Genomic DNA, 12,137 nt, shown 5'->3' with positions numbered 1-12,137 from the left:
CCGGATCTACGGGATCGGGAACTGGATCGAACAGAGCTACAAGCAGGTCAAGGACGAACTGGGTGGGCCGATTCCCAGGCCCGTCCCGACCTCGCGATCCGCCGTCACCAGACCCGGGTGTTCTGTGCGTTCTCGTTCTGTTGGAACACCTGATTCACCCGGCCACCGCCCCCACAGCAGGAGCCCACCACGCAGCCCGGCCGGTGAGAGAGGAGGCGCTCACACGCCTCGATCATCCGCGCAGGCATCCTGGCCGACGACGCTACGCGCGGTCCGCGGCTGGCTGACTCCCTGGATCGGATTCCACCGCTGGTGGAAAGCCTGGTCCACCATGCCCCCACCCTCTGAGCTCCACGCCCTGATCACCGCCATCAGCGCAGGTCACGGCATGCACCTCTACCTCCCGCCCCGTTCCAACAAACCACCGCCAAATCGGGGGCCAAGCGCCGGGCCTAGGTGATGGAGGCGGCGTCGTGCAGGCTGTCGAACAGGGCCGCGCGGCGCATATAGGCGCGTGCACTATCAAGGTTCTCGGCCGTGCAGCGTAATTGGTCGAGGTTCTGTCGGCGCACGGCGGGGTCGCGTTCCTCCAGCATTCGCTTGTTGGCGATCGTCTGGGCCTGTACGTAGTTCAGCGCGGCGTGACGGCGCTGGCGGCTGTAGAGGTCGAGCAGATCGTCGCCGTCCCGACCGCGGATCACCCGGGGGAGCTTCTCCGCAAGGTTGATGGCATCATGGATGCCGCCGTTCATGCCCATGCCGCCGATCGGGTTGTTGACGTGCGCGCTGTCTCCGGCCAGCAAGACGCGGCCTTTATGGAAGGTCCCGGCCACGCGTTGATTGACCCTGTAGACCCTGGCGTACTCGACGTGGTAGGGGTCCGCCTTGGGGAAGAACTTCTGCAGCCGCTGCTCGACGCGCGCTGCCGACAGTGCGGTGGTGTCGTCCTCGTCCTGGCCGATCGGCAGGATCAGCCGCCAGAGTCCTTCGGGCGTCTCCCCGCGCACCTTGAACAGGTTGGCCCACTCGTAGGGGTCGGAGAAGTAGTTGCGCAGCGACAGATTTGACCTCACGGTCTTGAAGTCGAACCTGGTCGCGATCTTGATGAACCGCTCCGGATACGTGAACCCTTCGAACTCGATGCCGGCGAGCTTGCGCACCGTTGACCGGCCGCCGTCGCAGCCGATGACATAGGCCGCCGTCATGCGCTCCGTGCCCGCGGGGGCGGCGTACTCCACCTCGACGCCGTTCGCGGCCACGGTGAGCCCGGTGAGGGCATGGGAGAACCGCATGTCGAAGTCGGATTCGTTGGCGTATTCCTCGGCGATAGAAGCGGTCAGTTTGTACTGCTCGTACTGCAGCACATAGGGAAACCGGATCTCGTCTCCGAGTCGGGCGAGATCGAACTCCGCCACCAACTCACCGGTCGGCCGGTCGTGGAAGCGATAGGTGCTCGAAACCAGGCCGTGCGGCGTGATCTTCTCGGTGACGCCCAATTCGTCGAGCATCTCCAGAGTGCTCGGATGAATGGTCGCGGCGCGCTGATCCTTCACCGGCGCGGGCTCCGACTCGAGCACGGTGACCGGGATGCCCTGCCGGTTCAGCGCCAGTGCGCACACCATTCCGACCGGGCCGGCGCCGACGATGACGACCCGGGTGCTGCTCTGCGACGAGATCATGGCTCAGGCGAGCGATCCTGTGCGTCGCCCGACCACCATTCCCGCGGTCAGGCCGGCGCCCGTCGGATAGTTCCCGCTGAAGAGGCCTCCGAGCGCTTCACCGCACGCGAAGAGCCCGGGGATGGGCGCACCTGATCTATCGAGCACCCGGCCGTTGATGTCACCGCGAAGTCCTCCAAAGGTGAAACTGATTCCACACGTCACCGGATACGCGTAATAGGGCGGTGTCTCTATCGCCGACGCCCAATTACTCTTGATCGGTTCCACCGACGCGCTGCGACCGTCCTTGATCGTTGGATCGAGCGGACGGCTGGTATCGATCGACAAGTTGAAATCGCGCACCGTCCGCACGAACGCGTCGACGTCGACGTCTATTGCTGCGGCGAGCCCCTCGACGCTGTCGGCGACGACCGGGCTGATCCCGGGCATGTCATACTCGTACATGTTGAGCATCGATCGCGAGTTCGCGTCGAAGATCTGAAACGCCACCGAACCCGGCTGTTCGAGGATCACCTTGCCGTGCTTCGCGTACGTATAGTTGCGAAAGTCTGCACCCTCGTCGAGGAATCGTCGACCCCAGGCGTTGACAACGATGCCGAGCGGATAGCCGTACCGGCTGAGTCGGTTCGTCAACATACGGTTGCTCTCGTTCTCGGGATATGACGCGTCCCATGGCACGCTATGACACGTTGACCAGTCGCCTCCACGATCTGCACCGATCTCCAAGGCCGCGCCGATCAGGTCACCGGTGTTGTACGGCGTGCCACGCACCTTCGCGTGCTGCCACCCGTCTCCCAGGTAGCGCTGCCGCCATTGCGCGTTCGCCTCGAAACCGCCGCTGGCGATCACCACCGACTCCGCCAGAAACTCCTGATCGTCCGCGCGGACACCGACGACCGAGCCGCCGTTGGTCATCAGCCCCGTGACCGGGCAACCGTAGCGCATCTCGACCCCGAGCCGCGAGGCGACGCGTTCATGGTCTGATATCAGCCCAGGGCCCGCGTCGACGTTGCACACGTGCGTTCCACCCCAGAACACGAAGGTTCCATCGGCGTTCTCGTGAGCCTGCCGCTCGTACATCAGCCGGAATCGCAGCCCCAGTTCGTGCAGCCAGCGGACCGCGTCGCGCGAGCCTTCGACGACAGCCGCGGCAAGTTCCTTGTCGTCACGTCCCTCGGCGATCCGGTCCAGGTCGGCCAGGAACTCTGCCTCCGAGTACGGCGGAACTTCGGTACGCGCGTGACGCTCATCAGGCTCAAGGATCTCGAGCAGATCGCCGAGCCCGGCGTGCACCATCCGGGTCGCACCGAGCGTGTAGTAGCTGTTCCCCCCGGACAGCGCCCGCGGCGCCTTCTCCAACAGCATCACGCGTCGCCCGCGCTCGGCCGCCGCGTGAGCCGTGCAGTATCCGGCGTTACCCCCACCGACCACAACAACATCCACGTTGTGCATAACCACCTCGTTGCCGTATCCGACCCGAGAACAACTCACGTTGGGCGATGCCGCTCGACGCGTGCCTATTTCCGCTCGCGCTGAAGTCGCTTGCTGACCTTGCCGACCGCGGTGTACGGGAACTCGTCGACCACCTCCACGAAATCAGGAAGCTTGAATGTCGCGAGGCCCCGCTCCTGCAGGAACTGACGCAGCTTGCTCAAGGTGAGATCGGCCACGTGCTCCGGCGACCGGGGGATCAGGTACGCCTTGATGCGCTCGCCGAGCACCTCGTCGTCGACGCCGATCACGGAGGCGTTGTGCACGCCGCCGTGAGCGAGGAACGCGTTCTCCAGCTCCTCGGGCGCGATCTTCTCGCCGCCACGGTTGATCTGGTCCTTCGACCGGCCCACGACCCTGATGAACCCACGCTCGTCCCGCTCGACTATGTCACCAGTTCGGTAGAAGCCATCGCTGGTGAACGCCAGGGCATTCTGCTCGGGGTTGCGATAGTAGCCGCGGATTACCGACGGCCCCCGCGTCAGGAGGTGACCGGGCGCCCCGGGCGGCACGTCGTTTCCCTCGTCGTCTATGACCCGGATCTCGTCGGCCTCCGAGGCCGGCCGGCCCTGGTATCGCACGCTGGTCTCCCGATCGATGTCCGGAGGGTTGCTGACGACCAGGCCTTCGCCCATCCCGAAGCTTTGAGATAGCTCCAGGCTGAGCTCCGGCTCGACCCGCCGCGCCACCTCCTCGCTCAGCTTCGCGCCTCCGCACATGACCACCTGCATGCTGGAGAGGTCGTAGGCGTCGCGCAGCGAGGAGTTCAGCCAGGCCAGCAGGATCGGGGGCACCAACGTCACGCGGTTCGCGCGGTGCTTCTCGATCAGCGGGAATGCCACATCGGGGCTGCCGTTCGGCGCGATCACGATCGTTGCGCCCACACTGAACGCGCCGAGGAAGCCGGGCGAACGCGTCGAAATACTGTGACAGATCGGCATGACCAGCAGATGCACCGTCCGCTCGGTAATGCCCCTTTCCCCGACGCTTCTGCGCAGTGCATAGCCGTACGTGTGATGAGTATGCGGCATCAGCTTCGGAACGCCCGTCGTACCGCCCGACATCTGCAGCAGCGCGACGTCCTGCGGGCTGCATCGCCGCACGTGCTCGAGCGATCCTTTCGAAAGCAGGGCGTCGTACTCGGCGCCGCCGCCGCGGCGATCGAGGATCACTGCGTGCTCCAGATGGGCCCAACGGCCCTTCAGGTCGGCAGCCAACGCAGCGAGATCGGTCCCGCTGTCCGATGCGACGGTGATGTAGGTACGCGCCTCGGCAATCTCGATGAAGTGTTCGATCTCCGCGCGACGGTGCGCGATGGGCGCGACCACGGGAATCACGCCGATCTCCCACAGGGCGAAGAGGAACGCGATGTACTCGTAGGTGTTGGGCAGATGCACGACCACTCGGTCGCCACGACCCAGTCCCAGATCCTGCAGACCGGCCGCGAGGCGCAGGACTTCATCCGTGAGTTGCCTATAGCTCAGCCGGGTGTCGCGGTCGATGACCGCGAGCTTGTCGGGATAGAGTTCCGCCGTGGCAAAAAGCAACTCCGGAAGCGTCTGATCGTGCCAGTATCCCTTTGCGAGGTACTCAGCCACGGTCTTTGACGGATAGGGTACGACGCCGTCAAGGGTCAGCGGTTGGATGCTCATCGACCTTCCTCGGGTGTCAGCGTCTCGTGTCCTGGCGGAGTCGGCGCCGCGTGGAACTGCCGATGCCGATCCGGTCATCGAAGAGCGAGTTCGCGCAGGAGGTTCAGACTGTCATCCGTTGTCGAATCGTGTTCAGTCCAGACTCAGCACGGCTTCCAGGCCGACCGTCACCCCGGGGAGACCCTGGACGGCGCGGAGCGCGGCGAGCACTCCGGGCATGAGGGAATCGCGTGTGACGGAGTCATAACGCAGCCTCAGGATCTCACCTTCGGATCCGAACAGCACCTCTTGTGAAGACATGAAACCGCGTACACGCACCGCGTGGACGTTGACTCCCTCGATCCGCCCACCGCGCGTTCCATTCGGGTCGCGAGAGGTGGCATCGGGCGAGGGAGCGGAACCTGCTTCCGCACGAGCGCGAGCGATCAGTTCGGCCGTGTGCTGTGCCGTACCCGATGGCGCGTCCACCTTGTCGGGATGGTGCATCTCGATGATCTCGACAGACTCGAAGAGCGGGGCGGCCTTCGCCGCGAACTGGGTCAAGAGCACCGCGCCCACCGAGAAGTTCGGGACGACGAAAACGTTGACTTCATCACGTTCGATGAGTGCGGCACGAATTTGCTGGACAGCATCTTCATCGAAGCCGGATGTTCCCACCACGACGTGAATCCCCTGCTCGATGCACCACTGGACCTGTTCGTGTGCCACGCCCGGTGGGGAGAACACGAGCACGACGTCAGCCTTCATGTCGACGGTCCCTCGCAGGTCGTCATCGACATCGATCTCGGCGACCACGTTCATGTCGGAAGCGGCCTCGATTGCACGAACCGATGCCCGGCCCATGCGCCCGTGTGCTCCCAGCACAGCAACTTTAGTCATAAGGGAAGCCTAACCTAAGTCATTCGACCGACACAAGCCCATCTGCGGTGATCTGTTAGGGAGCGGAGCGGTCGCCGGGCAGAGGTGGTCCGCCTTGATTGAATCGCTGTGTGGCGGCTCCAGTGAAGTGACGGTCGGTCAGTCGGGGACGTTGGGTTTGATTGGCGGCGTTTGCGCTGGTGGCGGATCTGTTCAGCTCAGGTGAGAGGCTCGGTCCCTGTATTTGCGCAGGCTGGAATGGCCACTGGCGGGGTGGGTGGTTGTGGCCCGCAGGTGGCTGGGCGGGGCGCGGGATCGTCAGTCGGGATTGGCGGCGGRTGGGAGCCAGGCGCTGGTGGTGAACAGTCGGGTAAGCGCGTCGAAGGTGTCGACGCGCCATTTCGTGGCGGTCGACAGGTAGGACTGCACGACGGCGAAGTCGGCCAGGCCCTGGGGCATACGCCAGCAGCCACCGGACACCCTCTGCTGCGCTTTGGACCGGTCAGACGTCACGCTCCGAGAGATTGTTCGAGACGGGGACCGTCAGGTCGGTCGCGAACCACAGGATCCTGTCCTCGTAACGGCGGAACCGGCGGATCAGCGTCCTCGCGTCGGCGACCAGCGGGCTGCGCCTGCCGTGGTTGTCAGCCTCACCCCGTCCGAGCGCGCCGAGGTAGCGGTACGGATCTCGCCGAGCAGCTCCGGAGCCAGTGTGGCCTGCCCGGCACGGCGGGYCGCGCACGCGGCGTGGTGCGCGTCGAGCAGAGTCGTGGCCATCGCGCGGCCCAGACCCGCCCGGCCGGGTCACCCCCGTGGACCGAGCGCGACACCGCCGTGCGTTACTCGCCGGTGGCAGCTCTCGCGACTTCGTGGCTGGCAATGAAGTCGCGCAGCGACTTGGGTCGCAGATCGGTCCAGGTCTGGTCGATCCAGTCGAGCACCTCCTGCCTGGGCCTGCCGTCCGGCTCGCCGTAGACGATGGTCCAGCCGCCGGGCACCGGCTTGAACGTGGGCCAGAGCGAGTACTGCTCCTCATGGTTGATGAGCGCGTAGAACGTGCCATCCTCGTCGTCGAACGGGTTCTTGGCCATCGTGTGTTCTCCTTCTGCCAGTGGGACGGGCCGTCAGCTGCCCGCCGCCATGTGGGATCTGTGCGTGGGGACCGCGGCCTCGAGAATCTCGCCGGCGCGCACGGCCAGGGTCGACAGCAGCGACGAGCTGAGGCCGTGGCTGTGCTGGACTCCCCCGCTGAGGAAGATGCGGCCCTCCAGCCCCGGCACGCGCAGGCTGTAGTCGCGCGCCACGACCGGCTCCCCCGTCGAGCGCGGCCTCGAGGTCGATGCCGTCGCCGAGCAGGCCGCGCGGGTCTGACGGGCGGAAACCGGTGGCAAAGACCACCGCGTCGACCTCGAGCGGCGTACGCGCACGGTCGCCGAGGTCGCGCAGCGCGACGACGACACCCCCCGGGCCCTCGCGCAGGCTCTCGACCTCGGTGACGCGGTGCACGAACAGGCGCCGCGCGCCGCGCAGCTTCTCGTCGTACTCCCGTCGGTAGAGGTCGTCGATGAGCTCGGCGTCGACAGCGGCGTAGTTCGTCGACCAGTGCCGCCGCAGCAGGTGCTGTTTGACGTCGGGCGGGGCGGTGTAGTAGTCGTCGACGGAGGCGGGGTCGAAGATACGGTTCGCATACGGGGTGTTGTCGAAGGGCACATAGCCGAAGCTGCGGATGGAGGCGTGTACCTCCGCCGCCGGGTAGGTGTCATACAGGTAGGCGGCAACCTCTGCGGCGCTCTGCCCAGCGCCCACCACGAGGAACCGGGCGTGCGGCGTGGAGGGGAGCCGGTCGAGGCTCCGGTCGAGGCTGCCGAGCAGACCGTGGTTGTGGAACACCCGGGGGCCGGCCTCGATCCCGTCCGGGAGCAAGGGGCGCAGCCCGGTCGCGACAACGACCGACCGCGCCCGGACCCCCTCGCATCCGCCGCCGCCCGACACCATGACGGTGAAGGCCGCACCGTCATGGTCGACGCGCGTGGCCCTCGCCCCGTAGGAGACTGGCACGTCCACACGCGCGGCCGCCCACGCCAGGTAGTCGCGGAACTCGAGCCGGGTGGGGAAGAAGCTCTTCAGGTTGATGAAGTCGCTCAGGCGCCCGCGCTCGTGCAGGTAGTTCAGAAAGCTATACGAGCTGGTGGGCGAGCGCATGGTCGCAAGGTCCTTGAGGAAACTGACCTGCATGGTCGTGCCCGGCAGCAGCATGCCGTCGTGCCATTCGAACCTCGTCTGGGCCTCTATGAAGCGGGCGGTCACACGGTCGGCGGCAGGCCGGGCGCCGTTGYGCTCTTCAATGGCGATTGCCAGGCTCAGGTTGGCCGGCCCGAAGCCGATACCGATGATGTCAACCGCATCGGGGTCGCGCGGCGGCTGCACGTTGACAACCGTGCGGTCAGTGTTGGCACCCGGCGCCCGGGGTAGCCCGTGCTTCTCCATAGACACCACCAGCGCTCATTTCTTCGGCAGTAGCAGAATACAGATCTTGAACGGTCGGGGTCTGTTGATCACATCCGGTCTGTCCGGGTGTTTTCTGACCGCGTGCGGGCCCTACCACTGGCATTAGGTATGCGGACGGCGGCGGGTTGACAGCGCAGGTGAGCGCCGCAGCTTCTGGGCCTATCAAGATAGCCACGCAAGGATGGGGAAGCATTGTCTCAGCGTCTTCGATGTTCCGAACTAATGAGCTGCAGCCGGCCAGGAAACAGGATGACCATCGTATTCGGCGCCTTCCTCCATCCGTGGGTTCCCGCGCCGTTCCCACCTCCTCACTTCGTCGAGATGTTCCGGATCCCGAGATGAAGAAGTTTCATCGCCGTCAGCCGACGGCCGACCCCTCGGGCTCGGCGAGAAAGTCGAGGACGAGCCGGTTCACCGCTTCGGGCTGCTCGAGATAACCGTAGTGTCCCGTGTCGGGCACCTCAACATACCGGGCGGTCGGGACGATATCGGCAAGCTCGCGTCCGAGGTATGCCGGGATCATCAAGTCGTCGGCGAAACCGATCACCAGCAACGGCCGGATGATCGCCCTGTACGCCGCGCCGCGATCTCCGAGCCGTTCGGAAGCGCCGAGTTGGCCACGCTCACCCGACGACGCCGGAACCGCGGAGTACTCCATAACGGCTAGCCAGTCGTTGGCTTTCGTTTCATCTCGCAATGTCGCGGGCGATAAGTTCAGCAGAGCATCGACCGCTGCCTTATACGCCTTCGGCAGCACGATCTTTTGGTCGAACAACTCCTGCTCGCCCCGGGTGAGCATCTGTCCGACGTCGTCGATGCGTGCGTGACCACCCATCGCGACCGCCCGGCGCACAAGGTCGGGGCGCTCGAGGAGCAACTCCTGCACGACCCGCGCTCCGAGCGAGGTTCCGATCACGTGCGCCGGGGCGCCGAAACGCTCGATGAGCGCGGCGAGATCGTCAACAAGCTCTGGGACGACGATGTCGGGGCACGACGTGGCAGTCTGCCCGGGCACCGGGCTGATGCCCCGGTTGTCGTAGGTGACGACCCGGTACCCCGCCTCGACAAGGGCGGGCACCTGGTGCGGCGTCCACACCTGCCCCTTCGCCCCCGTTCCCATCACCAACACGACGAGAGGGTCGGCAACATCGCCATACTCGTCGTAGCGCAGGGCGATTCCGTTCACGAGCATCGTGGGCATTGCGTCTCCTTGTCGGGGAGGGGCAGKAAGATCGCGCAACCGGTCGTCATACCCGCCCGTGGTAGACGAGATTCACTCAGACGACCTGGCGTCATCGTTCGTCGACGCCGCCAACACCTCAAGCCAACGTGACACCCGTTGGTCCTCAGCGAGCGTCATGAAGTCGATGCCCTCCGCGCCGGCACTGCGCCACCGCTCGACCAGTTCCATGAGCCGGACGGAGTCCATGCCCTGTCTGCGCAGGTCGGCATTCTGATCCACCTCGTTCGCCTCGATATACAGGACATCGGCGACGTCGGCCAGCACTCGGTTATCGCTGATCTTCATGATCCTCCTCTGGGTTACCGAAACCGCTGTTCCAGACGCCCGCCTCTGTCGTGTAGGACGTCAACGTCTCAAGCGACTGYACCCACAGCTCTCGCAGTTCGCTCACTTCCACCTCGCTGAGGATCCCCGCCRCATATACGATGTTGCCCCTCAACGTCCACCCATTGTTCTCAGTGCTCCGTACCGCCACCAAAGAAATGTCCAATACGGCGGTCAGAGGCATCGTCCTGTCCGCGGAACCGACGATCCCAGGAGCCTCGGGGGCCATCTCCCATGCGCTGTCAGGCACGGCGCTGCCGGTGCCGAACTGGCCGAGGTAGTTGAATCCGATCTGTGGCACCACGCCGTCGACCAAACGGCCCGCGCCGTCAGGAGCGAGCTCTCGAAGCACCCCGTAGCCGATGCCGCGATCGGGTACCTCCCGCAGTTGCTCATTCACGTGCCTCACCACATCCGCGGAAGCTCCCGGATCCGTCAAGGCCGTGACGGGATCGATGTCGACGGTGTCCAGTCCGACTGGGAACCACGTCGTGAACCACCCCACAGTGCGGGAAAGATCGCTGCCGGGCACAAACGTCTCTTCGCGCCCGTGACCCTCAAGTCCGATCAGCACACGCCGATGACCGATCCCTCGCCTCGCCCGCCATGCCCCGACAGCGATCGTCAACGAGCCGAGCAGCACATCGTTGATCTCGGCCGCCAGTGCACCAGGCACCTCCTTCAGCACCGGGCCGGCGACTCTCGCGGGCACTTGGATCATGAGAATCTTCGCTGTGGCGCGCGTGTCGAGCGCCGCGTCCAGCCCACGGGAACCCAGCAACGGATCATCCGCCGTGACGGTCTCGGCCCAGTAGTCTGTCTGCGCCCTCACATCCTGCTCAGCGGCGCGGCCCGCGAGCATCTCAGCCCAGTTCAGCAAGCTCGTGCCTACCGGCAGCAGTGGCTCAGCAGTGCGGCCGGTCTCCAACTCCCACGCCTGCCGAAGATCATCCCCAAGAACTCGCCATGACACCCCATCGACGACCAGGTGATGCATCACCAGCAGTAGACGGCTTGTCGCATCGGCAGAACCCGTGTACCAGACTGCCCGCCACAAGACGCCGGCATCGAGGTGCAGAGAACGCGCCAGTTCCTCCACACGTGCACGATTGCCGCTGCGCCACGTCGGATCCGGCCACGCGGGCCCCAGCGCTTCGATCACCATCCGATCTTTCGCGACTTCAGGAGAGCGGGCAGGAACCTCGAACCGGAAGGATCCGTCGGCATCTGCCACGAGGCGACCGCCCAGAGCCGCATGATGCGCGGCGACCCGGTTCAGCACGCGCAACAATGTGTCGCGCGTCATTCCGACTGGCACCACGAAAGTAGCCGCCTGCACCAACGTCGAAAATCCGGGCAAATCCACTTCCTTGTTGGCGATCGGCCACAACCTGGAGGATCGCAGATCCTCCAGGGGGGCGGTGTGCTCCGTTGCCAACTCCGCCTGGCGTGCATCAGAAAGACGAGCCAGCCCGGCCACCGTCCGCGTCGAGAACACGTCCGCGGCCGAGATGACGACACCCATACGCCGCATTCGGGATACCAACTGGATCGACAGAATGCTGTCCCCGCCCAGCTGGAAGAAGTCGTCCTCAACCGACAAACCCGCTCCGTCACTCAAACCCAGAAGATCGCGGACGGCGGCCAGGATATCCCGCTCCGTGTCAGTCGCGGGTGCACGCCCGTGGGYGGTCGATTGCCCGAGATCGGGGACGGGCAGTGCCTTCCGGTCGAGCTTTCCGTTGACCGTCGTTGCGAAGGAGTCAATTCGGGTGATCGTCGTGGGGATCATGTAGTCGGGGAGGTGCTGTGCGGCGTGGTCGCGGAGTGACCGGCGGAGTGCGTCGTCGCTGGTATCGATGCGGGCGGTGGTGACGTAGGCAGCGAGGAACTTCCCGCCGGAGGGATGGTCGGCCGCGATGACCTCGGCACGCACGACCTGCGGGTGCGCCTCCAGCACGTCACGAATCTCCCCGGGCTCGATCCGGTAGCCGCGGATCTTGGTCTGCTCGTCGGCACGACCGAGGTAATCGATGCGCCCCTCGTCGTTCCACCGGGCCAGGTCGCCCGTGCGATACATCCGCACCCCCGGCTCCCACGGGCACGCCACGAATCGCTCGGCGGCGAGGGCGGACTGCTCCCAGTAGCCGCGCGCATTGCCCACGCCCGCGAGATACAGCTCACCTGGAACACCGGGCAGGGCAAACTGCAGGTTCTGATCCAGGATGTACGCCCGGGTGTTGAAGATCGGCGTGCCCACGCTCGGGTTCGGGCTGTCGGCGAGATCCGCGCCGAGCGCATTGATCGTGTACTCGGTCGGCCCGTACAGGTTGTACGACTCCACGCCCGGGGCATCTCGCAGCTGCTGCCACAGCCGCTCGG

The 12,137-nt window shown here is 65.4% G+C and carries 9 protein-coding genes and 2 pseudogenes; 1 reads left to right on the top strand and 10 read right to left on the bottom strand.

Translation table 11 applies throughout. From position 1 onward, the window contains the following. Positions 1–150: pseudogene (locus CC117_RS40865) on the top strand (IS701 family transposase); the annotation flags it as partial. A gap of 302 nt (positions 151–452) precedes the next feature. On the opposite strand, the gene CC117_RS04020 reads toward CC117_RS40865, so the two are convergent. The 10 genes and pseudogenes from CC117_RS04020 to CC117_RS03975 form a co-directional block, all read right to left on the bottom strand. Then, positions 453–1,679: an FAD-dependent oxidoreductase gene (locus CC117_RS04020; RefSeq protein ID WP_071082420.1), complete on the bottom strand. Its 1,227-nt coding sequence runs from the start codon at positions 1,677–1,679 to the stop codon at positions 453–455. A 3-nt stretch (positions 1,680–1,682) separates the two neighbouring features. Continuing rightward, a complete protein-coding gene (tcuA, locus tag CC117_RS04015; RefSeq protein ID WP_071082419.1) occupies positions 1,683–3,131 on the bottom strand; it encodes an FAD-dependent tricarballylate dehydrogenase TcuA in 1,449 nt (482 codons plus the stop codon). Positions 3,132–3,196: 65 nt separating this feature from the next. Further along, complete coding sequence (locus tag CC117_RS04010; protein WP_071082418.1) at positions 3,197–4,822, bottom strand: (2,3-dihydroxybenzoyl)adenylate synthase; 1,626 nt, start codon at positions 4,820–4,822, stop codon at positions 3,197–3,199. Between the two features lie 132 nt (positions 4,823–4,954). Then, positions 4,955–5,701, bottom strand: coding sequence for a 4-hydroxy-tetrahydrodipicolinate reductase (gene dapB, locus CC117_RS04005; protein WP_071082417.1), 747 nt, complete (start codon positions 5,699–5,701; stop codon positions 4,955–4,957). Between the two features lie 297 nt (positions 5,702–5,998). Further along, a pseudogene (locus CC117_RS38620) lies at positions 5,999–6,504 on the bottom strand (IS66 family transposase); the annotation flags it as partial. Between the two features lie 15 nt (positions 6,505–6,519). Then, on the bottom strand, positions 6,520–6,771 hold the full coding sequence (locus CC117_RS03995; protein ID WP_020460620.1) for an MbtH family protein: 252 nt from the start codon (positions 6,769–6,771) through the stop codon (positions 6,520–6,522). Then, on the bottom strand, positions 6,713–8,167 hold the full coding sequence (locus CC117_RS03990; RefSeq protein WP_241829821.1) for a lysine N(6)-hydroxylase/L-ornithine N(5)-oxygenase family protein: 1,455 nt from the start codon (positions 8,165–8,167) through the stop codon (positions 6,713–6,715). The genes CC117_RS03995 and CC117_RS03990 overlap by 59 nt, the downstream gene beginning before the upstream one ends. Positions 8,168–8,546: 379 nt before the next feature. Continuing rightward, the gene (locus tag CC117_RS03985) at positions 8,547–9,389 is read right to left on the bottom strand and encodes an alpha/beta fold hydrolase (RefSeq protein ID WP_071082415.1); all 843 of its coding nucleotides are present in this window, start codon (positions 9,387–9,389) and stop codon (positions 8,547–8,549) included. Between the two features lie 72 nt (positions 9,390–9,461). Next, positions 9,462–9,716 carry a phosphopantetheine-binding protein gene (locus CC117_RS03980; RefSeq protein ID WP_071082414.1) on the bottom strand — a complete coding sequence of 85 codons (255 nt, stop codon included), beginning with the start codon at positions 9,714–9,716 and terminating at the stop codon, positions 9,462–9,464. Continuing rightward, positions 9,700–12,137: condensation domain-containing protein (locus tag CC117_RS03975; protein WP_157905342.1), on the bottom strand; the 2,438-nt coding region annotated here is incomplete at its 5' end. The genes CC117_RS03975 and CC117_RS03980, both read right to left, overlap by 17 nt.

This window comes from Parafrankia colletiae (assembly GCF_001854655.1).
GTDB classification, from domain to species: domain Bacteria; phylum Actinomycetota; class Actinomycetes; order Frankiales; family Frankiaceae; genus Parafrankia; species Parafrankia colletiae.
This window is presented reverse-complemented; position numbering and strand designations above follow the sequence as displayed.

What these genes read in the sequence shown, in the direction of transcription:
- CC117_RS04020 (WP_071082420.1), bottom strand. Translation starts at nt 1,679, where the DNA reads ATGATCTCGTCGCAGAGCAGCACCCGGGTCGTCATCGTCGGCGCCGGC.
- tcuA (WP_071082419.1), bottom strand. Translation starts at nt 3,131, where the DNA reads ATGCACAACGTGGATGTTGTTGTGGTCGGTGGGGGTAACGCCGGATAC.
- CC117_RS04010 (WP_071082418.1), bottom strand. Translation starts at nt 4,822, where the DNA reads ATGAGCATCCAACCGCTGACCCTTGACGGCGTCGTACCCTATCCGTCA.
- dapB (WP_071082417.1), bottom strand. Translation starts at nt 5,701, where the DNA reads ATGACTAAAGTTGCTGTGCTGGGAGCACACGGGCGCATGGGCCGGGCA.
- CC117_RS03995 (WP_020460620.1), bottom strand. Translation starts at nt 6,771, where the DNA reads ATGGCCAAGAACCCGTTCGACGACGAGGATGGCACGTTCTACGCGCTC.
- CC117_RS03985 (WP_071082415.1), bottom strand. Translation starts at nt 9,389, where the DNA reads ATGCCCACGATGCTCGTGAACGGAATCGCCCTGCGCTACGACGAGTAT.
- CC117_RS03980 (WP_071082414.1), bottom strand. Translation starts at nt 9,716, where the DNA reads ATGAAGATCAGCGATAACCGAGTGCTGGCCGACGTCGCCGATGTCCTG.